Below are 25,404 nucleotides of genomic sequence, written 5' to 3'. Positions count from 1 at the left end.
TCAGCGGACCTGTGCCGGTTCGGGCTGCAGTTCCTCCGGCAGCGGCAGGAATTCCTCGCCCACGCTCTGCAGTTTGTCTCCAAAGAGCGCGCCGAAGTCCTCGACGAGGTCCTGATAGCCCCAGCCGCCCTCGCGGTATTCGGTGGCGGCCGCCTCGGGATGGGTCCAGAGCTGCAGGCGGTCACCGCCCGCGCCGATGGCCTGGCCGGTGACGCCGGCGGCGGCGTCGGAGGCGAGGAACGCGACGAGCCCGGCGACGTCGTCGGCGGTGCCGAAGCCGAGGTCGTAGCGGAAGAATGCCGGCATGGCCTCACCCCGTTCGTCCGCCTCGACCGCTTTCTGGAAGTACGGCACGGTCTTGGTCATGGCGGTGGCGGCGACCGGGATGACCGCGTTGGCGGTGACACCCGCCTTCTTCATCTCCAGCGCCCAGGTGCGGACCATGCCCACGATCCCGGCTTTGGCGGCGGCGTAGTTGGTCTGGCCGAAGTTGCCGCGCTGGCCGGTGGGCGAGCCGATGGTGATGATGCGGCCGGCAATACCGTTCTCCTTGAAGTAGCCGAAGGCTTCCCGGGCGCAGGTAAAGGTGCCCTTGAGGTGGACGTTGATCACGGCGTCGAAGTCCTCGTCGGTCATCTTCAGCAGGCTCTTGTCCCGCAGGATGCCGGCATTCGTGACCAGGATGTCCAGCCTCCCGAACTCGGTGAGGGCGGCCTGCACCAGCTGCTTGGCGACCTCGGAGCTGCCCACCGGGGCCACGACGGCCGCTGCCCGGCCGCCGTCGGACTCAATGGTCCGGACCGCCTCTTGGGCGACCGCAGCGTCCACGTCGTTGACAACGACGGCGGCGCCGTGGCGAGCCAGCTCCCGGGCGTAGGCCAGGCCGAGGCCCCGGCCGCTTCCGGTGACGATTGCTACTTTTCCTGACAGGCTCATGCTGCTCCTTTGCTAGCTGCCGTGCATCCGGCCCTTCGGCGTGCGATGCTGTTCTGTATCCATGAAAGTATGGATAATTGAAAATGTCAACGATTTATTTTTTAGACTATTGGAGCTGGCATGACGACCGAAGTAGACGCCCAGCCGGGCACCCGGCCGGAAGATAAGCTCGTGGCGGCCTCCATCAGCCTGGATGCGGGCTTCCTGCTGGCGAAGCTGCACGCCGCCGGCTCCGTCCTGAACAACCGCGCACTGGCCGACTTCGGCCTCAAGGAACGCTCGTATTCGGTCCTGGCCCTGGCCAACAGCGAACTGGAGCCCACTCAGCGCGAGATGGCGGAGTTCCTCAGCCTCGACCCCAGCCAGATCGTCACCCTCATCGACGAGCTGGAGCAGCGCGGCCTGGTGATCCGCGCGCCCGGGAAACTGGACCGCCGGGCCAAGATCGTGTCCGCGACCGCGAAAGGAGCAGCGCTCTTCCGGCAGGCCGAAGCCGCCGCGCGGGCCGCGGAAGCGGCGGCCCTCGCCGGACTCAGCGGCGACGAGGTCGGCGAACTGAAGGGACTCCTCCGCAAGGCACTCTGGAACCGGGCCTAGCCGCCCGCGCGGATCTTACTCACCCCTGCCATAGCCTTGTGCCCATGAACCAAAAGCTATGGCGGAAATACTCCGAGTGGCCCATGCTCGGCGCGGCCGTTCTGTTCCTGGCGGCGTACTCAGTGCAGGTCATCGCCAATTTGCCGGACAGCGAGGCCCAACTCGTCGAAATGATCATCTGGATCACATGGGGTGCTTTCGCGGTGGACTACGCCGTCAACCTGTACTTGGCTCCGCGGCGGGGTCGCTGGTTTCTTGGGAACCTCCACGAGCTGGCAATCCTGATCCTTCCCGCGCTGCGACCCCTCAGGCTGCTCCGGCTGGTGACACTCCTTCGGATTCTGCACCGCACTGGCGGCAATGCCCTTCGCGGCCGGATTATTACCTATGTCCTCGTGTCCGCCCTCTTCCTGGTTTACGCGGGCGGCCTCGCTGTCCTCGATGCTGAAGAAAACGTCCCCGGGGCCAATATCACCAACGTCTGGGACGCTCTCTGGTGGGCAATGACGACGATCACCACCGTGGGCTATGGCGACCACTACCCAGTGACCGCTATCGGCAGGCTGGTAGCGGCCGGGCTCATGATCGGCGGGATAGCCGTCCTTGGCGTGGTGACCGCCTCAGTCGCGTCTTGGCTGGTGGAACAAGTCGCCGTCGAAACGGCCGCCGACGTCGAGGCAAACGAAGAGCCCCTCCGAAGGGAAATCGCCCGGCTGGCTCACGAAATCGAACTGCTCAGGGCGCGGTTGCCGGAGAAGGAGCACCCAGCAGAATCCGTTGAGTAACCCAGGCCGGCAGCCCGCCAGCCGCCCCCCCTAGCCGCCCGCGCGGAGTGCCGGCAGCAGCGCTTTCACCGTGTCCGCCGCGATCGCGAAGCCAATCCCGTTGGCGGCGGTCTGCGAGGTGGACGTGGCCACCATGGTGTTGATGCCGATCACGTGGCCCTCGGTGTTGAGCAGCGGGCCGCCGGAGTCACCCGAGCTGATCGGCGCATCGGTCTGCAGCAGATTGGTGAGCCGGGAGTTTGTGCCGAAACCGGTCTCGGTCGTCGATGTCCGCCCGGTGGCCGAGATGATGCCGGTGGTGACGCTGGGGCCGCCGTCCAGCCCCAGGGCGTAGCCGATCGCGATGACCGGATCGCCGGGCGCCATGGCTCCGGAATCGCCCAGTTCCAGCACGGGCAGGCCAGTCACGCCGGCAACCTTCAACAGCGCCAAGTCGTTCTCGCTGTCCGAGGCGACGATCTGGGCGGCGCGCCGGCTCGCGTCATGGAAGGTCACGCTCACGGTCGACGCCCCGCTGACCACGCCCCGGACCACATGGGCATTGGTGAGGATCTCCCCGGTACTGCCGATCACAATGCCGGTCCCTTCGGCCGTCACCCGGGTGCCGCCGCTTGGATCCAGGAACGGGTTGGACTGCGTGGTGGTGGCCTTCACCGACACCACGGCCGGCAGCGAGGTTGCCAGCAGCCCCTTGATATCCGTGGGGTGGTCGGACACCGCGCCGCCGGTGCTGACATACTGTTTGACCACGGTGGGGCTTCCCCAGCCGCTGAACCGCGCGAGCAGCAGCGAGGATCCGGCGCCGGCCAGGGCAGCGACCAGGACGAGTCCCAGCAGCTGAAGGAAACCGAAGGAGAAGCGCTTCGCGCGCCGGTTGGGGCCACGGCCCGTCTGGGCCGGCGCTTCCGGCCGCGCTGGCAGATTTTCCGACGGCGGCGGCGGGACCGCGGCGGCCCCCGCCGGAGCACCATACGGCGCGTCCCCGTCCGCTTCCCCGGGCATGACCGCCGGCACGGCAGAGGACTCCCGATCCGTCATGAAGACAGTCTGCGGGCGGCCCGGCCGACGGTCCAGAGCCAAAGGACCCGCCGGCAGGCCGCGCCCCCGCGGCCTGGCGGACCGGCCCAACTGGCCAAGCCGCCACCGAATCCCTCATGCTTAGTCATGACCTCAACGTCGAGCCAGTACCGGATCATCACGGTCTGCACCGGAAACATCTGCCGGTCCCCGATGGCCGAACTGATGCTGGCGGAGGCCGCGGCCGCGGCGCAGCTCACCGGCGTCGAGGTCGATTCAGCAGGCATCACCGCCTATGAGGTGGGCCGGCCGATCGACCCCCGCGCCGCCCGCAAACTGGCCGCCCACAATATCGGTTCCGAGCTGCACGTCGCCCGCGAGTGGCGCGGCGACTGGTTCCACTCCCGCGAGCTGATCCTGGCCCTGGACGTTGACCATTACGGCTGGCTGCGGCAGGCCGCGCCGGACCAGGCCTCGCTGGCGAAGATCCGGATGCTGCGCAGCTTCGACCCCGCGGTGGCCGGCAAGGATCCGCTGGACCAAGGCATCGAGGACCCCTGGTACGGCGGCCATGCCGACTTCGACCTCACCTGGGACCTGATCCACGCCGCGGTCCCCGGCATCCTCAAGCACGTCCGCGCCGCCCGGCAGCAGGCCCTGCGGCCACCGCAGGACCGGCCGCACCGGGACACCCCGGGGCACCCGGTACGCTCTACTTCATGAGCCCCGCACCCGTCATCATTGCCATCGACGGACGCTCGGGCGCAGGCAAAACCACCCTGGCCATCGAACTCGCGGCCCGGCTCCGGGAACACCACAAGGTCTCGCTCTTCCACCTCGAAGACCTCTACCCCGGCTGGAACGGACTGGCCGCGGGCATCGAACGCTACACCGCCACCGTGCTGGCCCCGCTGCGGCGCGGCGAGGCCGCCCGCTGGGTCAGCTGGGACTGGGAACGGCATTACGACGGCGAAACACGGATGACCCAGCCGGCCGAGATCGTCCTGGTCGAGGGCGTCGGAGCGGCCGCCGCGGCCGCCGCACCCTACCTGGACGCCGTGATCTGGGCCGACTCCCCCGACAAGGACCGCCAAACCCGGGCGCTGGCCCGCGACGGCGAGAGCTACCGCCCCTACTGGGAGCAGTGGGCGCGGCAGGAAGACGAGTGGCTGGCCGCGGACGATGTCCCCTCCCGGGCCGACGTTCGGGTCCTCAACCTTGCCGACGGCGCCGCGCCCACTGAGGTGCTGCAGGCCCTCCAGTACCTTCCCACCCTGGCAGCGGTGCTGCTCCCGGAGCTCTCGGCCCGCCGGGGGCTGCAGCTGACGGCCGAGCGGCTCGACGCCGCGCCGGACGCGGCCAGGCTCTTCGAACTGCTCTACGGCGGCTCCCCGAACGCCGTGTGGCTCGATTCCTCCCTGGCCGAGGCCAGCGCCGGCGACACGGCCCGGCAAGGCAGTGCTGCCGCCGAACGCAGCCGCTTCAGCATCCTGGCCGACGACGGCGGCAGCTACGGCCAGTCCGTCCGGCACCGTTCGGGCCGGACCCGGGTGAGCGTCGGCAACTCCACCGTGCGGACCGACGGCGGGTTCTTCCGCTGGCTTGACGGGGTGTGGGGCCGCCGTGCGCTGCGCGCCCCGGAGGGCTACCCATGCGAGTTCACCCTCGGCTGGCTCGGCTACCTCGGCTACGAACTCAAACGCGAGACCGGCGGAAGCAACGTCGACGCCGCCACCCCGGATGCGAGCCTGATCTTCGCCGGCCGCGCCGTGGTCCTGGACCACCGGGAACGCACCGCGTGGCTGCTCGCCCTCGACACCCCGGACGCGGGCGGCTGGCTGGCCGCTGCCCGCGCCGCCGTCGCGGCCGCGGAGGTCGAGTCCGCGGCCGGCGGCAGCAACGGCGGCGGACAGTCGGCCGGTACCGCCGCCGCCCTGGACTTCGACGCACGGGACTCCGAGGCCGCCTACAAGGCCAAGGTCGCCGCGGCCCAGCACGAGATCACCGAGGGCAACAGCTACGAGGTCTGCCTCACCACGGCGCTGACCGCCACCGCGGCGGCCGGGGAAATCGACCCGTGGCAGGCGTACCTGGCCCTGCGGCGCCGCAACCCGGCACCCTTCGCGAGCTTTCTGCGGCTGGCGGATCTCACCGTGGCCAGCACCTCGCCGGAGCGCTTCCTGCGGATCTGCGCCGACGGCGCGATGCGGGCCGAGCCGATCAAGGGCACCCGGCGCCGCGCCGCCGACGCCGCGCGGGACGCGGAACTTCGCCGCGACCTCGAATCCTCGCCCAAGGACCGGGCCGAGAACATCATGATCGTGGACCTGCTGCGCAACGACCTCAGCCACTTCGCGGTGCCCGGCTCCGTCTCGGTCGGCCGCTTGTGCGCGATCGAAAGCTACGCCACGGTCCACCAGATGGTCAGCACCATCGACGCGCGGCTCCGGCCCGGGATGCCGCGGGCCGAGGCCGTGGCGGCCTGCTTCCCGGCCGGCTCCATGACCGGGGCCCCGAAGGTCAGTACCATGGCCATTCTGGACCGGCTCGAGGCCGCGCCTCGGGGCGTCTACTCCGGCGCGATCGGCTACTTCTCCCTCAGCGGCGCCACCGACCTCGCCGTAGCCATCCGGACCCTGGTGATCGCCGCCGGCACGGACCGCGACACCTTGAGCCTCGGCATCGGCGGCGCCATCACCGCGGATTCCTCCGCGCAGGAGGAGTACGAAGAGATCCGGACCAAGGCCTTCGGGGTCCTCTCGGCGCTCGGCGCGGAGTTCCCGCCGGGATAGGTCTACTGCAGGGTGGCCGTGAGCCGGGCGACGTTGTCCACGTACTTGACGCCCATGGGCCGCTTGACCCAGTCCTCGAGCTTAAGCTCGCGCGATATGCCGCGGTAGGTGTCTTCCACGGCGCGGATCCGCTGCACGATGTCCTCGCCGAGCAGCATCACCGAGACCTCGAGGTTGAGCGAGAACGAGCGCATGTCCATGTTGCTCGAGCCCAGCACGGCCACCTCGTCGTCCACCGTGAAGTGCTTGGCGTGCAGCACGAACGGCGCCTTGTAGAGGTAGATCCGCACCCCGGCCTCCAGCAGCGCCTCGTAGTAGGACTGCTGGGCGTGGTGGACCAGGAACTGGTCGCCCTTTTCCGAAACGAACAGTTCGACGTCGACGCCGCGCTGGGCCGCCGTCGTCACCGCGTAGAGCAGCGAGTCGTCCGGGACGAAGTACGGGCTGCAGATCGAGAGCTTGTGTTGCGCGGAGTAGATCAGCGTGTTGAACAGGCGCAGGTTGTTTTCGGTGATGAAGCCGGGGCCGCTGGGCACCACCTGGGCGGTCACGTTTCCGGGCGCCGACTCGGGCCGGTGCCCCAGCTGGTGCTCCAGCGACTCATCCGTCTCGCTGAGCCAGTCGGTGGCGAACACCACGTTCAGGGTGGTGACGATCTGGCCGCGCATGCAGGTCATCAGCTCGACCCACTCGCGGCCCACCTTGCGGTGCTTCGGGTTGTTGTAGGACGGTTCAATCAGGTTCTGCGAGCCGGTGAAGGCGACCTCGCCGTCGATCACCATGATTTTGCGGTGGTTGCGCAGGTCCGGCCGGCGCCACTGGCCGTGGACCGGGCTCAGCGGCAGCATCGGCCGCCAGCGGATCTTGCTGGCCTTGAGCCGTGCGATCAGCTTGCGGTATCCCTTGATGCGCAGCGTGCCGAGGTGGTCGAACAGGATCCGGACCTCGACGCCGCGCTCGGCGGCGTCCTCCAGGGCCGTCAGCAGGTCGTCGGTGACGTGGTCCGAGCTCATGATGTAGAACTCGGCGTTGACGAAGGACTTGGCCTCCCGGACCGCCGCGGCCATCGCCTTGATGGAATCCGGGTAGCCGGGCAGCAGCTCCACGCTGTTGCCGTCCACCATCGGCAGCGAGCCGAGGGTCTTGTTCAGTTCCGCGGCGGACGCCACCCATTCGGGCCCGTTATACCGGCTTTCGACGGCGGCCAGTTCGGAGGTACCGGCCCTGATCCGGGTGTTCACGGCTTCCTGCTGGGCACGGCGGCGGCGGGAGAGCCGGAAGTTGCCGAACAGCAGGAAGAGCACCAGGCCAAGCGCCGGCACGAAGAAGATGCCCAGCAGCCAGGCCATCGCGGTGGTGGGCCGGCGGTTGCCGGGAATAATCCCCAACGCCAGCACACGGATGACGAGGTCAATCACCGTCAGGATCAGAATCACCCAGGACGGCAATATCCCGGTCAGCGGAAACGGCCACAGCACAGGCGTACCCCTCAAGCTCCAGACCCGCGGAACAGTTCCGGAACGGGCAACCCGCACAGCTTATCCCGCCGCGGGCCGCACTAAGCTGAAGGCATGACTACCTCCGCCTCTGTTCCGGCCCCTGCCACGGTGCTGGTGTTCCTCGATCCCGCATTTGAGAACGGCCGGGTCGCCGACTCGTCCCGGCCGCAACTGATGGCCACGGACCAGGGCGCCACCCGCGGCGACGGCGTCTTCGAGTCGTTGCTGGCGGTGGGTGGTGCGCCGCGGAAGCTGCAGGCTCACCTGAGCCGGCTGGCCGGCTCCGCCCGGGCGCTGGAGCTCGAGATCCCGGCGGAGGATGCCTGGCGCCGCGCCATCGACACCGCGATCAGCGAGTTCCGCGGCCAGGCCGGCGGTGACGCCGACGGGACGGACGAACTCGTGGTGAAGCTCCTCGCCACCCGCGGCGTCGAGGGCGCCGCGACGCCCACCTGCTGGGTCCAGGCCTCCCCGCCCCCGGCTGCAGGGCGCCAACAGCGCGAGACCGGCATCGACGTCATCCTGCTGGACCGCGGCTATGACAGCGAGGTCGGCGAACGCGCGCCCTGGCTTTTGCTGGGCGCCAAGACCCTGTCCTACGCGGTGAACATGGCGGCGCTCCGCTACGCCCACGCCCAGGGCGCGGACGACGTCATCTTCACGTCCGCCGACGGACGGGTCCTGGAGGGCCCGACGTCGACCGTCCTGCTGGCGCACCTGGAGACTTCCGACGACGGCGCGGGCGGGGTCCGCACCGTGCGCCGGCTGATCACGCCGCAGCTGGACAGCGGCATCCTTCCCGGCACCTCGCAGGGCGCGCTGTTCACCGCGGCCAAGGCCGCCGGCTGGGAACTGGGCTACGGCCCGCTGGTACCCGCTGACCTCTACGACGCGGACGCCGTGTGGCTTATCTCCAGCATCCGGCTCCTCGCCCCGGTAAACCACATCGACGGCAAGGAAATCGGGACCCCCGAGCTGCGCCGGCAGCTCACGGCCGAGCTGAACGCGCTGTACGCCACGATCCAGTAGCGCCGCCGCTCAGCTCCGGGTGGCGCCCTGCGCGAGGGCTTCGTCCACGAGCCGGGCCAGCGTGGCCGCCGCCGCCCGCGTGACATCCGGGCCTGTGGCCACCGCCGAGGCCGACAGGTTTCCCTTGACGCCCGTCACCAGCAACGTCGTCAAAAGCTGCCCGCTCGGCAGGGTCTGGGTGGCCAGCGAGCCGAACGAGGTGTCCGCACTGGTCTTCACCGGCAGGATCTCGGTCTGGCTCGTGATCTTCTGGCCGCGGATCTCCATGCTGAAGTTTGTGCATTTTTTGCTTTTGGCCACGGCCGCCTCGAGGTTCACCCCCAGCTGTTTCTGATCCGCGACGGCGACCAGCGTGACGACGGTGAGGGCCTGGACCGTGGTGGATTTGGCGACACCGCCGGCATAGGTGCTGCCGGCCGGAATCTGGGCGTTGCTGTCCGCCACGACGGCGCACTCTGCCGGGGATATCACGGCCTCCGACATCGTCTGCTTCGAGATCTCGATGCCCTTCTCCAACTGCTCCGCGGGCACCACCGTAAGCGCATTCCCTTCGCCGTCGGCAAGCCCCGCGATAATCGCCGTCAGTTCGGCCCCCGTGAATGCCTTCGGCGTCGGCGTCGGGGTTGGCGCCGCGCTACGTGACTGGCCGGCGGCCTGCGAGGCGGCGGCTGAGCCCGGCTCGACGGTGTTCGCCGGAGACGTGGCCGGCGTCGTCGTTTGGCCGCAGCCGGCCAGCGCGAGGGCCGCTGAAATCAGGAGGGATGCTGGTGCGCTGCGGCGCAGGTTCATGGGCAGGTTCATGGAGTTCCCCGGTTCCGTTGAAGTAGCTGGCATCTCGCCGAAAGGGCCAGGGGAACAGTCCGGGCGGCGGCCAGGGCCGGACTGCGCAATGAGCCCCCACCACACCGCCCGCAGACGCGATACGGGTGAGCCTACGGCATCGGCGGGCCAGCGCATAGTGACTTAACATGACAGCGGCGGCTCTGCCCGCCGCCGTCGCAGGTGTTAGGTTTTTCGGGAGTAATGAGACCCGGCGCCAAGCCCTGACTGGCCGGTCGGCAACCCTCCCTTTCGCGGCGGGGTGCCTCAGGTGAATACTCGGCATATCGAAATTCGAGCTGCAAGCGTGAAAGAAGGAGATCCGTCATGCCTGACGCGTCCGCCCCCGCTGTGCCTGATACAGCAACCGGGACAGCCCCCGCACCGTCCCCGGCCGGCCCCCGCGCCGAGGAGAAGCTGGCTTACCGCCTGTTCACCGGCCCCGACGACCGCGCCTTCTGCGAGCGCGTCTCCGCCGCGCTGGCCGAAGGCTACGTCCTGCACGGCAGCCCCTCGGCCACCTTCAACGGCAGCACCGTGATCGTGGCCCAAGCCGTGGTGCTCCCGGCCGCGATCGCCAGCGCCGACGCCGCCGTCGCCAACGCGGTGGACGAACTCGACGCCGTCGAGTTCGAGGGCGAAGGCCACGCGTGAGCTACGCCGGAGACCTGACCCCGGAGGAGGCCTGGGCGCGGATTGAGGCCGGCGCCGTCCTGGTGGACGTCCGCACCGAGGGCGAGTGGGCACATATTGGCATCCCTGAGACCGCGGGCGGACGCCGGGAGCCGCTGTTCATCCAGTGGACGCTGGCCGGCGGCTCCCCTAACCCGGGGTTCCTGGAGCAGTTGCGGGCGCAGCTGCCGGACGACGGCGGCGCCGACCTCATCTTCCTCTGCCGCTCCGGTGCGCGCTCCGTGGCGGCTGCCACCGCCGCCACGGCCGCCGGCTTCACCGCCTACAACGTCCTGGAAGGCTTCGAGGGCGAACCGGATACCTCCGGCGCCCGCACCGTGAATGGCTGGAAGAACCGCGGCCTCCCGACCAACCGGGACGAGCGCTAAGTGGGCTTCAATCCCGACGCCCAGGGCTGGAGCCCGGACACCCAGGCAGTCCGCGGCGGGCTTGACCGCACCGGTTTCCAGGAGACCACCGAGCCGATTTTCCTGAACTCCGGCTTCGTCTACGAATCCGCCGCCGCGGCGGAGCGTGCCTTCACCGGCGAGGACGAGCGCTTTGTCTATTCGCGCTACGGCAACCCCTCGGTGGCCACGTTCCAAGAGCGGCTCCGGCTGCTCGAGGGCACCGAGGCATGCTTCGCCACCGCCTCGGGCATGTCCGCGGTGTTCACCGCGCTCGGGGCGCTGCTGGCAGCCGGCGACCGGGTGGTCGCGGCCCGCTCGCTGTTCGGCTCCTGCTTTGTGATCCTCAACGAGATCCTTCCGCGCTGGGGCGTAGAGACGGTCTTCGTGGACGGCCCGGACCTGGACCAGTGGCGCACGGCGCTGTCGGAACCGACGACGGCGGTCTTCTTCGAGTCCCCGTCCAACCCGATGCAGGAAATCGTGGACATCGCCGCCGTGAGCGAACTGGCGCACGCCGCCGGCGCGACGGTCGTCGTCGACAATGTTTTTGCCACCCCCCTGCTCCAGCGCTGCGGGGAACTCGGCGGAGACGTGATCGTCTACTCCGGCACCAAGCACATCGACGGCCAGGGCCGGGTGCTCGGCGGCGCGATCCTGGGCACCAAAGAGTTCATCGACGGCCCGGTCAAGCAGCTTATGCGCCACACCGGCCCGGCGCTCTCGGCGTTCAACGCCTGGGTACTCACCAAGGGCCTGGAGACCATGGGCCTGCGGGTGAACCACTCTTCCGCCTCCGCGCTGCGGCTGGCCGGCTGGCTCGAGGAACAGCCCGCGGTCAGCTGGGTCAAGTACCCGTTGCTGCCCTCCCACCCGCAGTACGACCTCGCGGCACGGCAGATGAAGGCCGGCGGCACCGTACTGACCTTCGAGTTGTCCCCGTCCCCGGGTCGTTCGGCAAAAGAGGCCGCCTTCGCGCTGCTGGACGCGCTGCGGATCATCGACATCTCGAACAACCTGGGCGACTCAAAGTCGCTGATCACCCATCCGGCCACCACGACGCACCGCGCCATGGGCCCGGAGGGCCGCGCGGCGATCGGGCTGAGCGACGGCGTGGTGCGGTTGTCGGTGGGCCTGGAAGAGGTGGAGGACCTGATCCGGGACCTCGGGCACGCGCTCAAGCAGGTCTAGCTCCGGCGGACCCGGGACAATGTGGGGGCCGGGTCCGCTGCGCCCTCCATCTTCTCAGTGTCCGCGCCGCGCGTCGTGACCCGCACCGCGTGGGCGACGACGGCGGCCAGCCCGGCGTCGTCGGCGGGGGTGACCTGCCCCGGGGCGGCGAGCGCCTGCCGTTGTTGCTCCGACCCCGTGCCGTCCGCCAGGATCCGGTCGACGCCGAGCCGCGCGAGGTCCAGCTCGCCCTGCTCTGCCAGCACGGGGGCCAGGAAGTCCACGAGGGCATGCACCACCTCGGCCGCCGGGGCGGGGGTGAAGGTTCCAAAGTCGAGCAGCTGCCCGCGCAGCCCGCAGTTGCTGGCCTGCCAGGCGGCCATCCGCAACAGCAGCGTCGGCACCGGGGCGGGGTCGACGCCGTCGTCCCATTCCCGGGCCGCCGTCTCGACCAGCGCCCGCACCAGGACAGCGATCAGCGCCGCGTCCTCGGCCCGCAGGCACACATCCGCGACCCGCACCTCCACGGTGGGGTGGTGCCGGCACAGCCGCGAATCGAAGTAGACCATCCCCTCGTCCATCAGCACGCCGGTCTCCACCAGGCGGCTCACCACCCGGCGGTAGACCGGCAGGCTGCCAAAGATCATGGTGGGCCCGGACCCGGGCCACCGGTTCCACGCCTGCGTCCGGTAGCTCTCGAAGCCGGTCTCCGTGCCGTTCCAGTAGGGCGAGTTGGCGCTGAGGGCGATCAGCACGGCGAGCTTGTCCCGGATCCGGTCCAGCACCGCGACCGCTTCCTCCGGCGACTCCACCAACGTGTGGACATGGAACCCGCAGGTCAGCTGCTCCTGCACGGTGAGGCCGAACCTCTTCTGCATGGTGGCGTAGCGCGGGTTGGGCGTGGTGTGGGTGACCGACGCCAGCGGCGACGTGGCCAGGGCCGCCACGCGGGCGCCGTGTGTCTGGGCGGCCCGGTCGGTGAAAGCCCGGGCCGCCCGGATCTGCCGGAGCAGGGCGCCGTAATCCAGGCAGGGCAGGGTCTGGGTTTCGATCTGCTCCAGCTTGAGCTCGAAGCTGAACCCCGAATCGTCGTGCGCGGGCTCCGTGGCCGGCGCCGTCCCGGCGGCGGGCTGCGGCTTCAGACCGCCCAGCAGAGCGTCGGCCAGCGCCAACGGGACCCCGGTGGCGGGGTCCACGATCAGCAGTTCCTCCTCGACGCCAAAGGTGCGCATGGAACCATTGTCCGTCAGCCCCTCCCCCGTGGCGCTACCCCCAACGGCCGGGCGATTCAGGCTGCTTAGTCCTGGAAATACTCGATCTTGGCGCCGATCGTGTTGAGCCGTTCGGCCAGGTCCTCATAGCCGCGCTCGATCACATAAATGTTGCGCAGCTCGGACACGCCGCGGGCGGCGAGCATGGCCAGCAGCAGGCAGGCCGCCGGGCGCAGGGCCGGCGGGCAGCCGACCTCCGCGGCCCGCCACTTGGTGGGCCCGTTGACGTAGATCCGGTGCGGATCCAGGAGCTGGACCTGGGCGCCGAGCTTGTTCAGCTCGGTCAGGTAGATGGCCCGGTTCTCATAGACCCAGTCGTGGATCATCGTTTGGCCGTGGGCGTTGGCGGCGATCACGGCGAAGAACGGCAGGTTGTCGATGTTCAGGCCGGGGAAGGGCATCGGGTGGATCTTGTCCTCCGGCGCCCGCAGCTCCGAAGGCTGGGTGGTGACGTCCACCAGCCGGGTGCGGCCGTTCCGGGCAACGTATTCGGCCGACACTTCCAGCCGCTGGCCCATCTGCTCGAGCGTCGCGAGTTCGATCTCCATGAACTCGATCGGGACCCGGCGGATGGTGACTTCTGAGTTGGTCACGATGCCGGCGGTGATCAGGCTCATCGCCTCGATCGGGTCCTCGGACGGGAAGTATTCGATGTCGACGTCGATTGACGGGCGGCCGACGATCTTCAGCGTTGTGGTGCCCACGCCGTCGATCTGGACGCCCAGCATCTGCAGGTAGAAGCAGAGGTCCTGGACCATGTAGTTCGGGCTGGCGTTGCGGATGATCGTGGTGCCGCGGCGGTGGGCGGCGGCCATGATGGCGTTCTCGGTGACGGTGTCGCCGCGCTCGCTCAGGACGAAGGAGCGGTCGTGGCCGTCCGAGGGCGGCGCCTGCACGCTGTAGAAGCCGGATTTCGCGTCCACGCTGAGGCCGAACTGGCGCAGGGCCTGCATGTGCGGCTCCACGGTGCGGGTTCCGAGGTCGCAGCCGCCGGCGTAGGGCAGCCGGTATTCGGCGGACTCGTCGAGCAGCGGGCCCAGGAGCATAATGACGCTCCGGGTGCGGCGGGCCGCCTCGACGTCCATCGAATCCAGGTCCAGCACGGCCGGGCGGCGGATCTGCAGGTCGTTGGCGTTGAGCCAGGTGCATTCGACGCCGATGCTGGTCAGGACTTCGACGATCCGGTTGACCTCCTCGATCCGGGCCAGCCGGCGCAGCACCGTGGTGCCCCGGTTGATCAGGCTCGCGCAGAGCAGGGCGACGCCGGCGTTTTTGCTGCTGTTGACGTCCACGGCGCCGGAGAGGGTGCGGCCGCCTTCGACCCGGAGGTGCGTCATGGCGGGCCGGCCCACCTTGACGATGGTGCGGCCGAAGATCGATTCGAGCCGCTGGATCATTTTCAGGCTCAGGTTCTGCTTGCCCTGCTCCATCCGGGCGATGGCGCTCTGGCTGGTTCCCAGCTCGGCGGCGAGCTGTCCCTGGGTCCAGCCTTTCTCGCCCCGGGCATCCCGGAGCACGGCGCCAACGTATTCAGCAGTCTGTTGAGTCATATCCAATAAATATCACGGATGAGTTATTTAACCCCTGCGGACCGCGCGATTAGCAGTCAATCTCACAAAATATTCACCTCGTGCGATATAGCGCCGCCCTCGCCTCCCCCGGGCGGGCTGCTATTGCTGTCCCAGGAACACCATGTTCCAGGTGCCGGCGCCGATCGCCGCGGCCACGGCGGCGCCGGCGATCAGCACGCCCCCGAGCAGCACCCACACGTCCAGCCGGCTGAACGTCGCCTGCCGCGCCCAGGTCCGCTGCGCGCCGCCGAAACCGCGTGCTTCCATGGTCACCGCGAGCCGGGAGGCGCGGCGGACCGCCTGGACCAGCAGCCCGAAGCTCTGCCCCAGCGTGGCCTTCAGCCGCTGCACGGGGTTTCCGTGCGAGCCCACCCCGCGGGCGCGCCGGGCCATGCCGATGGTCTGCCACTCCTCGGCCATCAGCCCCACCAGCCGCATCGCGGCCAGGGTGCCCAGCACGAACCTGTGCGGCAGCCTGGCCTGCTGCGCCAGGGCGTCGGCCAAATCCGTCGGGTCCGTGCAGCTCATCAGCAGCACCGCGGGAAGCGCGATCGCGAGGCCGCGCAGCAGGAACCCGATCCCGAGCTGCAGCGAGCCCTCGCTGATGGACCAGACGCCGACGTCGAGCAGCGTCCGTCCGTGGTCCGCCGCCAGGATGGCGGTGCTCCAGCCGCCCACGGCCGCGGCGAGGATCAGCGGCCAGCCGCGCTGCCAGAGCAGGGCCAGGGTCAGGCCGGCGAGCGGGAACAGCAGGAGCTCGCCGGCGAGCGCCACGGATGCGGAAACCCAGTCGATGGACAGCGCCAGCGCCACGGTGATGAGCAGGACGCCGGAGAACTTGGCCAGCGGGTTGGCGCGGGTGAGCAGGGCATCGTTGCCGCGCAGGGTCAGGGTCTCCCTCACGGTGCAGCCACCCCGGGGTGCGCCCGGCCGGACAACCCGGGCTGCGGGGCGCCGAGGGCGAGCTCGGCGCCGCCCAGGACCTGGCTGAATTCGGCGTCGTGGGTCACCGAGACCACGGCCGTGCCGGCGTCGAGCAGCTCGGAGAGAAAGGAGGCCAGCTCTGCCCACGTGTTGGCGTCCTGGCCAAAGGTGGGCTCGTCCAGCACCAGGACCTGCGGGTGGGCGGCGAGCACGGTGGCTACCGAGAGCCGACGCTTTTCGCCGCCGGAGAGCGTGTAGGGGTTGGCGTCCACGAGGTCGCGCAGCCGCAGTCGCTCCAGCAGCTCGTCCACCCGTTCCTCGCCGCGGCCCAGGTGGCGGGGGCCGAACATCAGCTCATCCAGCACCCGGCCGGTGACGAACTGGTGCTCGGGTTCCTGGAACACCGTGCCGATCCGGGCGATCAGCTGCTGGGCCTTCCACTTGTACGGGTCGATGCCCGCGCCGGCGCTCAACTCGGTGGTGGCGGAGACGGACCCGGCAACGGGGGCCAGCAGGCCGGCCAGGGTCAGGGCGAACGTCGATTTGCCGGAGCCGTTGGGGCCGGTGATGGTCAGGGCCTGCCCGGCCCGGACCTGGGCCGTGATGCCGGCCTGCACCGGCGCAGGCGGGGCCGTCCGGAATCCCCCCAGCAGGCCGGTGCGGCGGGGCCGTTCGCGGGAGACGGCCAGTTTCTCGGCGGCGAGCAGCAGCTGGCCGGCATTTGAGCCCGCCGGGCCGCCACCGCGGGTGATCCCGTCTGCCACGCCGCTGCGCGCCCGCGTCGCCGGGACGTGGCCCGGCACCCAGACGCCGGCGGCGATGAGCATGTCCCGCGCCTGCTCCAGGACCGTCTCGGGCGGCCCGTCCAAGAGCACGCCGGAGTCCGCGCCGGACCCCGGCTGCAGCACGACGATCCGGTCCACGAGGTCTTTCCAGACGGCCACGCGGTGCTCCACGACCACCAGTGTGGCCCCGGACTTGTCCACGCAGCGGCCCACGGCGTCGCGGACCTCCAGGACACCGGCGGGGTCGAGGTTGGCGGTGGGTTCGTCCAGCAGCAGCAGCCCGGGCCGCATCGCGAGGATCCCGGCGAGGGCCAGCCGCTGTTTTTGGCCGCCGGAGAGCGCCGACGTAGGGTGCTCCAGCGGCAGCCCGCCGAGCCCGACGTCGTCGAGCGCTTCCGCCACGCGCCGCCAGATCTCCGCCGGCGGGACCGCGAGGTTCTCGGCGCCGAAGGCGACGTCGTCGCCGACCCGGGAGAGCACCACCTGGGTTTCCGGGTCCTGCTGCACCAGGCCGGCCCGTCCGCGTGCTGCCCGGGGCGGGACACCGTCGATCAGCAGGCTGCCGGTCTCGTCGGCGTCGTCCGCGTCGGCGGAAGCGGCTGCGGAAGCAGCTGCGGACGGGCCGGCGCCCTCCCCCAGCACCCCCGCCAAGGCGTGCAGCAGCGTGGACTTGCCGGAACCGGAAGGGCCCAGCAGCAGCACACGCTCGCCCGGGCGGATATCCAGGTCCAGTCCGCTGACGGCCGGACGTGTCCGCCCGGCGTGCCGCCAGCCCCAGCCGCGGGCGGTGACCGCGGCGGGTCGTACGTCGTAGACAGAAGTCATGCGTGTGCGGGCATCAGGAGAACACGGGTTCCGATGCCGCCTTGCGGGACGCGAACGACGCGAGCACCCCGGTCTTGGCCAGCCCGCGGGTGGCCAGCCAGGACAGTCCGCCGGCGATCACGGCTCCAGAGACGGCGCAGAAGACGATGTAGGCGAACTTGTCACCGGTCTCGTAGGCGATGTTCCAGCCCCAGGGCAGGAAGGAGTCGTTGAGGCCGCAGAACAGGCCCGCGCCGGCGCCGGCAAGCAGGGACACCGGCAGGTTGAACCGCTTGTACAGGAACGCGGCGAAGACGAGCTCGGCGCCGAGGCCCTGCACGAAACCGGAGAACAGCACGGAGGCGCCGTATTGGGAACCCATGATCAGCTCACCCGTGGCGGCCACGGTTTCGCAGAACAGCGCTGCTCCCGGTTTGCGGATGACCAGCATGCCCAGCACCGCCGGGATCATCCAGCCGCCGGCGTAGAGCCCGGTCAGCGGCGGGTAGACCGCGTTCAGCGGCACGGCTACGAGGTTGGCGCCCTGGGACCAGGCCCAGAAAATCACGCCGCCGGCAACAGCAATCAACGCGGCCAGCACAATGTCGACCACACGCCAGCTGTATTTGCCGGTGGCCAGTGTCTGCTTTGCAGAAATATCAGTCATATCGTCCTCCTGAGGTACAGGAGGGGAGGGTGTTCCGGCTGCGCGCGGCTTCCGCCACGGGTGCCGGGCACCCTGAGAACTCGACTCCCTTGCGCCGGTACTAACCGGATCAGGTTCGAGGGTCTGCGGCTGTCCGCACTCTCAGCGCCCACCTGTGGATCCCCGGACTGCTCCGGATGGCCGACGGCGGCGCTCCCCTGTCGTATTTAAAATCACCCTTATGGGCTGGCCCAGTTTACACCCGTTGGGGTTGCGCAGCGGCAGAACGTAACGGAAGCTGAATCCCATGAGCGATGCACAAGCGCCTTCCCCCGACTACGACCCCGACTCCGCGGAACCGCAGCCGCCGGGATCCCTGGCCGCGCTCATCGGCCGGATCCTGACGGAAATCGATGAACTGCAGTTCGAGTCCTTCAGCAAGGACGACGCGCTGGAGCTCGGGTTCCTGCTGGTGGAGCTCGGCCGGCAGCGCAACCACCCCATCGCCATCGACATCACCAAGGGTGAGCAGGTGCTCTTCCACGCGGCCCTCGAGGGTGCCACCCCGGACAACGAGCGCTGGATCAGGGCCAAGCAGCGCACGGCCTCGCGGTATGAAGTCCCGTCGCTCCTCGTGGGACTCCGGGCCCGGGCTGCCGGGCGCAGGATCGAGGACAACGCCTGGTTCGACCAGCTGGAGTTTGCCGCCCACGGCGGCTCGTTCCCCGTCTACCTGCGCGGAACCGGCGCGGTGGGCACGGTCACGGTCTCGGGGCTGCCGCAGAAGGCCGACCACGAACTGGTGGTCGAGGCCCTGACCGAATTCCTCGGCCGTCGGGGCGCCAGGGGAGGCTAGGCTAGGGGAAGCCCTGTTCCCTCCCGCAAGGAGTACGCCGCATGAACATCTTCATCAAACTGCTTGGCACCGGCATCAGCCTCGTCGCCGGTTTTGTCGGCACCAAGGTGGTTGACACCGTCTGGGAAAAGACCACCGGCAACAAGCCGCCCAAGGGCCACGACGACGACGTTCCCACCACCCTGCGCCAGGCCCTGACCTTTGCCCTGATTTCGGCCTCGGTCAGCGCCATCATCCAGGTCCTCGCCAACCGCGGCACGCAGCGCGCGATCACCCGCTTCGCCAAGACCCAGGATCTGGTCTAAACCGCTTGGTCTAAACCGCCTCGTCCAGAGCGGCGGGTCCCGGCGGCGGCGTCACTCGACGTCGTCGTCGGTGAACCCGCTCTTGCCGGCCGCCTGCTGCACCACGGCCTCCAGCTCGTCCGCGCTGAGCAGCTCCGGGTGAAGGTGTTTGGTGCGGTAGCCGGCCCGGCCCACCATGTGGGCGGAGACCGGCACGGTCAGCAGCTGGAAGATCCATGCCACCACCAGCACCGGCCACACCCACCAGGTGCGCAGCTGCAGCCCCACCGCGCAGAGCAGCAGGAACAGCCCCAGCACCTGCGGCTTGGTCGCGGCGTGCATCCGGCTCATCAGGTCCGGGAACCGCAGCAGGCCGATCGCCGCGCCGAGGGACATCACCGCCCCGAGCACCATAAACACGGCCGAGACGGCGTCGATCACGGCGTCGGCGGGGAACGTCTCAGGATTCATTGGGCTGTTTCCTCCGGTCCGCCACAAAACGGGCCACCGTCACCGAGCCCACAAAGCCGATGATGGAGATGGCCACCAGCAGCATCAGGTTGTTCAGGTGCCGGTTCACGGCCATGTCGATGCACAGCGCCGCGCCGAGGATGGCGAGCAGCACGTCGGCGGCGAGCACCCGGTCCAGCAGCGAGGGCCCGCGCGCGATGCGGATGATCGCCCCGCCGGCGGCGAGGGACAGCACGACGGCGGTAATGGCCAGGACCAGGGGCATCATGCGCCCACCTCCTGTTGCAGGGCGGAGAGTTCGGCCTTGGTGCCCATGATCCGGATCAGCCCGGCCTCGGTGTCGCGGACTTCCTTGCGGAGCTTGGCGGCATCCTCGGCGTCGCGGACGTTGATGCCGTGGATGTAAAGCGTGGACGTGGAGCGGTCCACCTCCACCACCAGCGACCCCGGGATCAGCGAGATGACATGCCCGGTGGCCGTCACCAGCAGGTCGGAGTGGCTCCGGAGCGGGACGGCGACGACGGCGCTGATTACCCGCGGCCCCCGGACCACGGCCAGGAACAGCACCTGGAAGCTGGCCGCCACCACCTTGGCCAGGAACACCAGGGCGAACGGCACGGCACGCAGCACGTTGAAGCGGCCGCCCAGTTCCACCGGCGGCAGGTAGAACACCCGTGCCACCACCACGGCGATCAGGGCGCCGAAGAGCAGGTTGCCGGCGCTGAAGTCCTGCCAGAGGGCGCCCCAGACGATGACGAGCCAGACCAGCAGCGGCAGCTCCTGGCGCAGCGAGATCCGCTTGCGCGTCATTTTGCCCCCTCCTGCCGCTGCTGCGCGATCACCGGGGCCTGGGCCTCGTCCCCCAGCACGGCCTGGATGTAGGAGGACCGGTCGAGCATCTCGGAAGCCGATTGCCCGGCGACCTGGAACAGCGGCCCGGCGAAGACCGTCAGCGCCACTCCCAGCAGCACCAGCCCCAGCGTGGAGCCCATCATGGTGCGCGGCAGCAGGGTCACGTTCTGCTGGCCGACGCGGTCCCCGGCCGGCTGGCCGCCGGGGACGGCGAGCAGCACGGGATCCGGATGTTCGGCGTCCTCGGGCTTGCGCCAGAACGCGCGGTTCCAGACCCTGGCGACGGCCAGCAGGGTCAGCAGGCTGGTCAGCACGCCGCCGGCCACGAGGGCGTAGGCCAGCGGGGTCCCGAGGGCAACACCGGCCTGCAGCAGGCCCAGCTTGCCGAGGAAGCCGGAGAGCGGTGGGATGCCGGCCAGGTTCATGGCCGGCACGAAGAACAGCACGGCCAGCAGCGGCGAGAGTTTGGCCAGCCCGGCGATCCGGTCCACCGAGGAACTCCCGGCGCGGCGCTCGATCAGGCCGGTCACGAGGAACAGGCTGGTCTGGATGGTGATGTGGTGCGCCACGTAAAACACCGCGGCCGCGAGCCCCGCTACCGAGGACATGGCCAGGCCGAACACCATGTAGCCGATGTGGCTGACCAGGGTGAAGGACAGCAAACGTTTAATGTCGCTCTGCGCCAGGGCGCCCAGGATGCCCACCACCATGGTCAGCAGCGCCGCGACCATTAGCGGGGTATTGAAGGTGTCTCCAGGGAACAGCAGGGTTTCGGTGCGGACTATCGCGTAGACACCCACCTTGGTGAGCAGGCCGGCGAACACAGCGGTGACCGGGGCCGGCGCCGTCGGATACGAGTCGGGGAGCCAGAAACTCAGCGGGAACACGGCGGCCTTGATGCCGAATGCCACGAGCAGCAGCACGTGCAGGAGGTTTCGGGTCCCCTGGTCCACGTCGGCGAGCTTGATGGCGAGGTCCGCCATGTTGATCGTCCCGGTGGCGCCGTAGATCATGGCAATCGCGATCAGGAACAGCACCGAGGACACCACCGAGACCACCACGTAGGTCACGCCCGCGCGGATCCTGGGGCCCGTCCCGCCGAGGGTCATGAGCACGTAGCTGGCGGTCAGCAGGATCTCGAAGCCGACGTAGAGATTGAAGAGATCGCCGGAGAGGAAGGCGTTGGACACTCCCGCGACGAGGATCAGGTAGGTGGGGTGGAAGATCGACACGGGGGCGTCGCTGTCCCCGTCGGCCATGCCCTGGCCGGTGGCGTAGACCAGCACGGCGAGGCTGACGGCCGAGGACACCACCAGCATGAGCGAGGAGAACTGGTCCACCACCATCACGATGCCCCAAGGCGGCAGCCAGCCGCCGATGTTCACCGCCGCCGTGCCGCCTTCCCAGACGGAGGCCAGCAGCCAGCACTCCAGCAGCAGGGTCAGGGACAGCAGCGCAATGCTCACGGTCCGCTGCGCCCTGGAATGCCGGATAAGGAGGAAGGTCAGGGCGGCCCCGAGGATGGGGAGGACGACAGCGAGGGGGGCGAAGCTGGCGATGTTCACTTGGTCCCTCCGTCCGGGCCGGCGCCGATGTTTTGGGATCCGGGCTGTTCCTCCGCCGCGGCGTCCACGGCCGGCATCCGGCGGGCGCCGGCCTGCACGACGTCGTCGCTTCGGGCGGCGGACACCAGCGGGAACTCGGAGGTCTCGGCCGGGATGACGGCGTCGTCCTCGGCGTCGAAGCTGGGGGTCTCGGCCACGCGGCGGTCCTCGGCGTCGTCCTGGATTTCATCCTGCCGGGCCAGCACCCAGGTGCGGTAGATGATGCCCAGCATAAAGGCCGTGACCGCGAAGGAGATCACGATCGAGGTCAGGATCAGCACCTGCGGGAGCGGGTCGCTGTAGTCCCCCGCGGGGGTGTCCTTGCTGAAGAGCGGGGCGAGCCCGGCGTAGCCGCCGGTGGCCAGGATCAGCAGGTTGGTAGCGTTCGCCAGCAGCATCAGGCCGAGCAGGACCCGGGTGAGGCTGCGTTCCAGGAGCAGGTAGATGCCGCAGGCGTACAGGGCTCCCATTACCGTCAGCAGGGTCAGGTTGACGCTCATGTTATCCCCTTGGCGGTTGTTTCGGCCGGGACGCCGTTGGGCTGGCCGTCGTCGAAGAGCGCCCCGGGCTGCTCGTCCGGCTGGTCTTCCGGCCGCTCTTCGAAATGTTCGTCGATTTTCGCGCCCAGGCTGCGCAGCACGTCCAGGGCCAGGCCGACGACGACGATGTAGACGCCGATGTCGAAGATCGTGGAGGTGACGAATTTGATGTCGCCGAAGACCGGCAGCCACAGCTCGATCACGGCGCTTTGGAAGACCTGGCCGCCCAGCAGGAGCGGCGTAATGCCGGACGCCGCGGCGGTGGCGAGCCCGATCCCCAGCAGTGCACCGGCGCTGACCGGCGTGGCCTCGCGCAGTTCGAAGCGGCCCCCGGCGAGGTAGCGGATGGTGAGCGCCAGCCCGGCGGTGAGGCCGCCGGCGAAGCCGCCGCCGGGCAGGTTGTGGCCGGCGAGCAGCAGGTAGAGGGAGAAGACGATCATCGAGTGGAAGATCAGCCGGGTGACCACCTCGAAGATGATCGAGCGGCGTTCCGGGGCCATGGTCCGGCCGGCCACCAGCCAGGCGTCGCGCGCCGACGCCGCGAAACGCCGGCTCATGGCCAGGGCCGCGTTGTCCCGGGTGTTGCCGGCCACGCCCGCCCGGCGCCCGACCGTCCCCTCCGCCACCGAGGCGGACGGACCGATGCGGTCGCCGCGGCCGCGGACGAAAATCAGGCTGGCGACGCCGGTGGCCGCGAGCGCCAGCACCGAGATCTCGCCGAAGGTGTCCCAGGCCCGGATGTCCACGAGGGTGACGTTCACGATGTTCAGGCCGCTGCCTTCCTCATAGGCCAGGCGCGGGAACTCCAGCGAGACCGGGGTGGCCACCCGCGCTCCCAGGGCATAGATCGCCACGAAGATCATCGTGACGCCGAACGCGGCGCCGATGATCACGCGGACGACCCGGTACTTGCCGCCGGTGCGGTCGCGCAGTTCGGCCGGCAGGCTGCGCATGGCGAGGACGAAGGCCACCAGGATGATGGTCTCCACCAGCATCTGCGTCAGGGCAAGGTCCGGCGCGCCCTGGAGCGCGAACATCAAGGCGATGCCGTAGCCGGTGACCGAGACCATCAGCACCGCCAGGAAGCGCTTGTTGGCCCGCACCGCGGCGAGAGCTCCAATCACGATGCCGGCGCCGACCACGGGCTGCAGCGGCGAGCCCGGGTCGATGAAGTACAGGCCCCCGGGCAGCGGCTTGTTGGCCAGCAGCAGCGCGGTGAGCGGCAGGACAAAGGCGACGCTCAGGATGACGGCCAGGTAGAAGAAGAGCGAACCGCGCTGGGTGCGGCCGGTGACCCAGACCGCGGCATCGTCGAGGGCGCCGATGGTGAGCTGGTAGGCGCGGTCGCCGTCGACCCAGCCGGGCACCAGCCCCTGGGCGCGGGCGACTGCGTTCCGTCCGTAGAACATCGCCAGGCCGAGGGCGAACGTCACCGCGGTCATCCCCAGCGCCGGGGTGAGCCCGTGCCACAGTGCCAGGTGCCCGGCGGCGGCCGCCGGATCCTCGCCGTCAGGCACAAACAGCGCCGCGTAGGGCTGGATCCACGCATCCGCCGCGGCAGGCCACAGCCCGTAGAGGATGGTCAGCAGGCTCAGGACGGCGGGGGCCGCCAGGAAGGCGGGCTTGACGGCTTTGAACGGGGTGGTCTCGACGCCGGGCTTGACCGCGAAGGCGCCCCACATGAACCGTGCGCTGTAGGCGAAGGTCAGGACGGAGCCCACGACCAAGCCGATGAGGAGCACGGGCCCCCACGGGCCTGCCGCGGCGCCGGTGCCGTAGTGCACGAACGCCTCGAAGACCGATTCCTTCGCCACGAAGCCCGCCAGCGGCGGGATACCGGCCATGGAGGCCGCGCCGACGGCGGCCACGATGGCCAGTGCGCGGGAGGAGCGGTAAACCCCGGAGAGCTTCCGGATGTCGCGGGTCCCGGCCTGGTGGTCGATGATGCCGACCACCAGGAACAGCGTGGCTTTGAAGAGTCCGTGCGCCAGGAGCAAGGCGAGTCCGGCGAGCGCCGCGTCGGGTTTGCCGAGGCCCACCACCATGGTCAGGAAGCCCAGCTGGCTAACTGTGCCGTAGGCGAGGATGAGCTTGATGTCGGTCTGGCGCAGGGCGCGGTAGCCGCCCACCAGCATGGTCGCCAGCCCCAGGCCGAGCACCACGGGGAGCCAGAACGCCGTCTCGGCGAACCCGGGGGCGAGCCTCGCCACAAGGTAGATGCCCGCCTTGACCATGGCGGCGGCGTGCAGGTACGCGCTGACCGGCGTGGGCGCGGCCATCGCTCCGGGAAGCCAGAAGTGGAAGGGTACCAGCGCGGACTTCGTGATCGCGCCCACCAGCACCAGCACGACGGCGGCCGCCACCGCGTCCGCGGCGGGACCCGTCACCAGCTCCGGCGCCATCGCCAGGAGCGCCGAGATCCGGTAGGTTCCCGCAGTGGCGCCCAGCATGATCAGGCCGACCAGCATGGCCAGGCCCCCGGCGGTGGTGACCACCAGGGCCTGCAGCGCCGAGCGGCGGGCCGACAACCGGGTGCGGGCGTAGCCGATCAGCAGGTAGGACAGCACCGTGGTCAGTTCCCAGAAGACGAACATCAGGAGCAGGTCGTCGGCGGTGACCAGGCCGAACATCGCTCCGGCGAAAGCGAGCAGCTGGGCGCCGAAGCCGCCCAGATAGCTGTCCTTGTCCTTGAAGTAGCGTGCACAGTAGACCAGGACCAGCGCCCCGACGCCCAGGATCAGCAGCGACATGACCCAGGCCAGGGCATCCATCCGGAAGGCCAGCTCGAGCCGGAGGTTGGGGATCCACGGAAGGACCACCGAGGTGGACCCCGCGGCCGAGTACACCGCACCATGCTGGAAGGCCAGCCAGACGAACGATCCCGCGGGCACCGCGGCCAGCGCGAAGAACGCGTTCCGGCCGAGCCGGCGGAAGAGGAACGGCGCCACAGCAGCCACCGCGAAGTGCACGGCAAGGACTGTGATCACTGGTATCTCCGCAACGTCAGGAACTCGGTTGTCAAAAAGTTGGAGCAGGCGGGGCATTGGTTAGGTTCGGTGCGGCAAGTTTACCAA

25 protein-coding genes and 2 riboswitches are annotated in these 25,404 nt (G+C 69.5%); of the genes, 10 read left to right on the top strand and 15 right to left on the bottom strand.

Annotated elements, in window-relative coordinates; genetic code table 11:
• Positions 1-936: an SDR family oxidoreductase gene (locus AC6I9V_RS09660; RefSeq protein WP_497899241.1), complete on the bottom strand. Its 936-nt coding sequence runs from the start codon at positions 934-936 to the stop codon at positions 1-3.
• A 120-nt stretch (positions 937-1,056) separates the two neighbouring features.
• Between AC6I9V_RS09660 and AC6I9V_RS09655 the strand changes: the two genes are divergently transcribed.
• Both AC6I9V_RS09655 and AC6I9V_RS09650 read left to right on the top strand, forming a co-directional pair.
• Entirely contained in the window at positions 1,057-1,533 is a 477-nt protein-coding gene (locus tag AC6I9V_RS09655) for a MarR family winged helix-turn-helix transcriptional regulator (RefSeq protein WP_497899240.1), read from the top strand.
• Between the two features lie 44 nt (positions 1,534-1,577).
• Positions 1,578-2,318 (top strand): potassium channel family protein, encoded by a 741-nt coding sequence (locus tag AC6I9V_RS09650; RefSeq protein WP_497899239.1) that lies wholly within the window; start codon positions 1,578-1,580, stop codon positions 2,316-2,318.
• Between the two features lie 30 nt (positions 2,319-2,348).
• On the opposite strand, the gene AC6I9V_RS09645 is transcribed toward AC6I9V_RS09650, so the two are convergent.
• On the bottom strand, positions 2,349-3,356 hold the full coding sequence (locus AC6I9V_RS09645) for a S1C family serine protease (protein WP_497899238.1): 1,008 nt from the start codon (positions 3,354-3,356) through the stop codon (positions 2,349-2,351).
• Between the two features lie 126 nt (positions 3,357-3,482).
• On the opposite strand from AC6I9V_RS09645, the gene AC6I9V_RS09640 reads away from it, so the two are divergent.
• Both AC6I9V_RS09640 and pabB read left to right on the top strand, forming a co-directional pair.
• Positions 3,483-4,058 carry a low molecular weight protein-tyrosine-phosphatase gene (locus tag AC6I9V_RS09640; protein WP_497899237.1) on the top strand — a complete coding sequence of 192 codons (576 nt, stop codon included), beginning with the start codon at positions 3,483-3,485 and terminating at the stop codon, positions 4,056-4,058.
• The gene (gene pabB / locus AC6I9V_RS09635; RefSeq protein ID WP_497899236.1) at positions 4,055-6,127 is read left to right on the top strand and encodes an aminodeoxychorismate synthase component I; all 2,073 of its coding nucleotides are present in this window, start codon (positions 4,055-4,057) and stop codon (positions 6,125-6,127) included. Before AC6I9V_RS09640 ends, pabB begins: the two co-directional genes overlap by 4 nt.
• Before the next feature lie 2 nt (positions 6,128-6,129).
• Here the strand turns inward: pabB and cls are convergent, their stop codons facing one another.
• A complete protein-coding gene (gene cls, locus AC6I9V_RS09630) occupies positions 6,130-7,605 on the bottom strand; it encodes a cardiolipin synthase (protein WP_497899235.1) in 1,476 nt (491 codons plus the stop codon).
• Between the two features lie 93 nt (positions 7,606-7,698).
• Here cls and AC6I9V_RS09625 point away from each other — a divergent pair, with 93 nt between their 5' ends.
• Positions 7,699-8,655: an aminodeoxychorismate lyase gene (locus AC6I9V_RS09625; protein WP_497899234.1), complete on the top strand. Its 957-nt coding sequence runs from the start codon at positions 7,699-7,701 to the stop codon at positions 8,653-8,655.
• Positions 8,656-8,664: 9 nt separating this feature from the next.
• On the opposite strand, the gene AC6I9V_RS09620 is transcribed toward AC6I9V_RS09625, so the two are convergent.
• Positions 8,665-9,456 (bottom strand): hypothetical protein, encoded by a 792-nt coding sequence (locus tag AC6I9V_RS09620; RefSeq protein ID WP_497899233.1) that lies wholly within the window; start codon positions 9,454-9,456, stop codon positions 8,665-8,667.
• 218 nt (positions 9,457-9,674) lie between these two features.
• Positions 9,675-9,788: riboswitch (SAM riboswitch) on the top strand.
• A gap of 13 nt (positions 9,789-9,801) precedes the next feature.
• Between AC6I9V_RS09620 and AC6I9V_RS09615 the strand changes: the two genes are divergently transcribed.
• Genes AC6I9V_RS09615 through AC6I9V_RS09605 form a run of 3 tightly spaced genes read left to right on the top strand, consistent with a single transcriptional unit; the run spans position 9,802 to position 11,744 of the window.
• The gene (locus AC6I9V_RS09615) at positions 9,802-10,128 is read left to right on the top strand and encodes a DUF1737 domain-containing protein (protein ID WP_497899232.1); all 327 of its coding nucleotides are present in this window, start codon (positions 9,802-9,804) and stop codon (positions 10,126-10,128) included.
• On the top strand, positions 10,125-10,535 hold the full coding sequence (locus AC6I9V_RS09610; protein WP_497899231.1) for a rhodanese-like domain-containing protein: 411 nt from the start codon (positions 10,125-10,127) through the stop codon (positions 10,533-10,535). Before AC6I9V_RS09615 ends, AC6I9V_RS09610 begins: the two co-directional genes overlap by 4 nt.
• Complete coding sequence (locus AC6I9V_RS09605) at positions 10,536-11,744, top strand: O-succinylhomoserine sulfhydrylase (RefSeq protein WP_497899230.1); 1,209 nt, start codon at positions 10,536-10,538, stop codon at positions 11,742-11,744.
• Here the strand turns inward: AC6I9V_RS09605 and AC6I9V_RS09600 are convergent.
• The 5 genes from AC6I9V_RS09600 to AC6I9V_RS09580 all read right to left on the bottom strand — a co-directional run bounded on the left by AC6I9V_RS09600 (position 11,741) and on the right by AC6I9V_RS09580 (position 17,745).
• Positions 11,741-12,955 (bottom strand): glutamate--cysteine ligase 2, encoded by a 1,215-nt coding sequence (locus tag AC6I9V_RS09600; protein WP_497899229.1) that lies wholly within the window; start codon positions 12,953-12,955, stop codon positions 11,741-11,743. The genes AC6I9V_RS09605 and AC6I9V_RS09600 overlap by 4 nt on opposite strands.
• 65 nt (positions 12,956-13,020) lie before the next feature.
• Complete coding sequence (locus AC6I9V_RS09595) at positions 13,021-14,544, bottom strand: UDP-N-acetylglucosamine 1-carboxyvinyltransferase (protein ID WP_497899228.1); 1,524 nt, start codon at positions 14,542-14,544, stop codon at positions 13,021-13,023.
• A gap of 120 nt (positions 14,545-14,664) precedes the next feature.
• Positions 14,665-15,468 carry an energy-coupling factor transporter transmembrane component T family protein gene (locus tag AC6I9V_RS09590; RefSeq protein WP_497899227.1) on the bottom strand — a complete coding sequence of 268 codons (804 nt, stop codon included), beginning with the start codon at positions 15,466-15,468 and terminating at the stop codon, positions 14,665-14,667.
• Entirely contained in the window at positions 15,465-17,099 is a 1,635-nt protein-coding gene (locus AC6I9V_RS09585; RefSeq protein WP_497899226.1) for an ABC transporter ATP-binding protein, read from the bottom strand. The genes AC6I9V_RS09590 and AC6I9V_RS09585 overlap by 4 nt, the downstream gene beginning before the upstream one ends.
• Before the next feature lie 13 nt (positions 17,100-17,112).
• Entirely contained in the window at positions 17,113-17,745 is a 633-nt protein-coding gene (locus tag AC6I9V_RS09580; RefSeq protein WP_349413958.1) for an ECF transporter S component, read from the bottom strand.
• 68 nt (positions 17,746-17,813) lie between these two features.
• Positions 17,814-17,954, bottom strand: a riboswitch (TPP riboswitch).
• A 77-nt stretch (positions 17,955-18,031) separates the two neighbouring features.
• Between AC6I9V_RS09580 and AC6I9V_RS09575 the strand changes: the two genes are divergently transcribed.
• Positions 18,032-18,580, top strand: a complete 549-nt coding sequence (locus tag AC6I9V_RS09575) for a heme-degrading domain-containing protein (RefSeq protein WP_497899225.1) — start codon at positions 18,032-18,034, stop codon at positions 18,578-18,580.
• A gap of 41 nt (positions 18,581-18,621) precedes the next feature.
• Positions 18,622-18,885 carry a DUF4235 domain-containing protein gene (locus AC6I9V_RS09570; protein WP_146336402.1) on the top strand — a complete coding sequence of 88 codons (264 nt, stop codon included), beginning with the start codon at positions 18,622-18,624 and terminating at the stop codon, positions 18,883-18,885.
• 51 nt (positions 18,886-18,936) lie between these two features.
• Here the strand turns inward: AC6I9V_RS09570 and mnhG are convergent, their stop codons facing one another.
• From mnhG to AC6I9V_RS09540, 6 genes are read right to left on the bottom strand one after another with little or no spacing between them, the layout of a single operon-like run.
• On the bottom strand, positions 18,937-19,335 hold the full coding sequence (mnhG, locus tag AC6I9V_RS09565) for a monovalent cation/H(+) antiporter subunit G (protein ID WP_146336401.1): 399 nt from the start codon (positions 19,333-19,335) through the stop codon (positions 18,937-18,939).
• Entirely contained in the window at positions 19,325-19,603 is a 279-nt protein-coding gene (locus AC6I9V_RS09560) for an MrpF/PhaF family protein (protein WP_146336400.1), read from the bottom strand. The genes mnhG and AC6I9V_RS09560 overlap by 11 nt, the downstream gene beginning before the upstream one ends.
• Positions 19,600-20,145 (bottom strand): Na+/H+ antiporter subunit E, encoded by a 546-nt coding sequence (locus AC6I9V_RS09555; protein ID WP_497899224.1) that lies wholly within the window; start codon positions 20,143-20,145, stop codon positions 19,600-19,602. The genes AC6I9V_RS09560 and AC6I9V_RS09555 overlap by 4 nt, the downstream gene beginning before the upstream one ends.
• Positions 20,142-21,752, bottom strand: coding sequence for a Na+/H+ antiporter subunit D (locus AC6I9V_RS09550; protein WP_497899223.1), 1,611 nt, complete (start codon positions 21,750-21,752; stop codon positions 20,142-20,144). The genes AC6I9V_RS09555 and AC6I9V_RS09550 overlap by 4 nt, the downstream gene beginning before the upstream one ends.
• Complete coding sequence (locus AC6I9V_RS09545; protein ID WP_497899222.1) at positions 21,749-22,291, bottom strand: Na(+)/H(+) antiporter subunit C; 543 nt, start codon at positions 22,289-22,291, stop codon at positions 21,749-21,751. The genes AC6I9V_RS09550 and AC6I9V_RS09545 overlap by 4 nt, the downstream gene beginning before the upstream one ends.
• A complete protein-coding gene (locus AC6I9V_RS09540) occupies positions 22,288-25,317 on the bottom strand; it encodes a Na+/H+ antiporter subunit A (protein WP_497899221.1) in 3,030 nt (1,009 codons plus the stop codon). The genes AC6I9V_RS09545 and AC6I9V_RS09540 overlap by 4 nt, the downstream gene beginning before the upstream one ends.
• Between the last annotated feature and the right edge of the window lie 87 nt (positions 25,318-25,404).

The organism is Arthrobacter sp. SlRoot2-15 (assembly GCF_059739345.1).
The sequence above is the reverse complement of the archived record's forward strand: the minus strand, read 5'-3'. Positions and strand labels throughout refer to the sequence as shown.

Bases quoted from the DNA above. Each gene is read 5' to 3' on its own strand.
- AC6I9V_RS09660 (WP_497899241.1), bottom strand. From the start codon at position 936: ATGAGCCTGTCAGGAAAAGTAGCAATCGTCACCGGAAGCGGCCGGGGC.
- AC6I9V_RS09655 (WP_497899240.1), top strand. From the start codon at position 1,057: ATGACGACCGAAGTAGACGCCCAGCCGGGCACCCGGCCGGAAGATAAG.
- AC6I9V_RS09650 (WP_497899239.1), top strand. From the start codon at position 1,578: ATGAACCAAAAGCTATGGCGGAAATACTCCGAGTGGCCCATGCTCGGC.
- AC6I9V_RS09645 (WP_497899238.1), bottom strand. From the start codon at position 3,356: ATGACGGATCGGGAGTCCTCTGCCGTGCCGGCGGTCATGCCCGGGGAA.
- AC6I9V_RS09640 (WP_497899237.1), top strand. From the start codon at position 3,483: ATGACCTCAACGTCGAGCCAGTACCGGATCATCACGGTCTGCACCGGA.
- pabB (WP_497899236.1), top strand. From the start codon at position 4,055: ATGAGCCCCGCACCCGTCATCATTGCCATCGACGGACGCTCGGGCGCA.
- AC6I9V_RS09625 (WP_497899234.1), top strand. From the start codon at position 7,699: ATGACTACCTCCGCCTCTGTTCCGGCCCCTGCCACGGTGCTGGTGTTC.
- AC6I9V_RS09620 (WP_497899233.1), bottom strand. From the start codon at position 9,456: ATGAACCTGCCCATGAACCTGCGCCGCAGCGCACCAGCATCCCTCCTG.
- AC6I9V_RS09615 (WP_497899232.1), top strand. From the start codon at position 9,802: ATGCCTGACGCGTCCGCCCCCGCTGTGCCTGATACAGCAACCGGGACA.
- AC6I9V_RS09600 (WP_497899229.1), bottom strand. From the start codon at position 12,955: ATGCGCACCTTTGGCGTCGAGGAGGAACTGCTGATCGTGGACCCCGCC.
- AC6I9V_RS09595 (WP_497899228.1), bottom strand. From the start codon at position 14,544: ATGACTCAACAGACTGCTGAATACGTTGGCGCCGTGCTCCGGGATGCC.
- AC6I9V_RS09585 (WP_497899226.1), bottom strand. From the start codon at position 17,099: ATGACTTCTGTCTACGACGTACGACCCGCCGCGGTCACCGCCCGCGGC.
- AC6I9V_RS09580 (WP_349413958.1), bottom strand. From the start codon at position 17,745: ATGACTGATATTTCTGCAAAGCAGACACTGGCCACCGGCAAATACAGC.
- AC6I9V_RS09575 (WP_497899225.1), top strand. From the start codon at position 18,032: ATGAGCGATGCACAAGCGCCTTCCCCCGACTACGACCCCGACTCCGCG.
- AC6I9V_RS09570 (WP_146336402.1), top strand. From the start codon at position 18,622: ATGAACATCTTCATCAAACTGCTTGGCACCGGCATCAGCCTCGTCGCC.
- mnhG (WP_146336401.1), bottom strand. From the start codon at position 19,335: ATGAATCCTGAGACGTTCCCCGCCGACGCCGTGATCGACGCCGTCTCG.
- AC6I9V_RS09560 (WP_146336400.1), bottom strand. From the start codon at position 19,603: ATGATGCCCCTGGTCCTGGCCATTACCGCCGTCGTGCTGTCCCTCGCC.
- AC6I9V_RS09555 (WP_497899224.1), bottom strand. From the start codon at position 20,145: ATGACGCGCAAGCGGATCTCGCTGCGCCAGGAGCTGCCGCTGCTGGTC.
- AC6I9V_RS09545 (WP_497899222.1), bottom strand. From the start codon at position 22,291: ATGAGCGTCAACCTGACCCTGCTGACGGTAATGGGAGCCCTGTACGCC.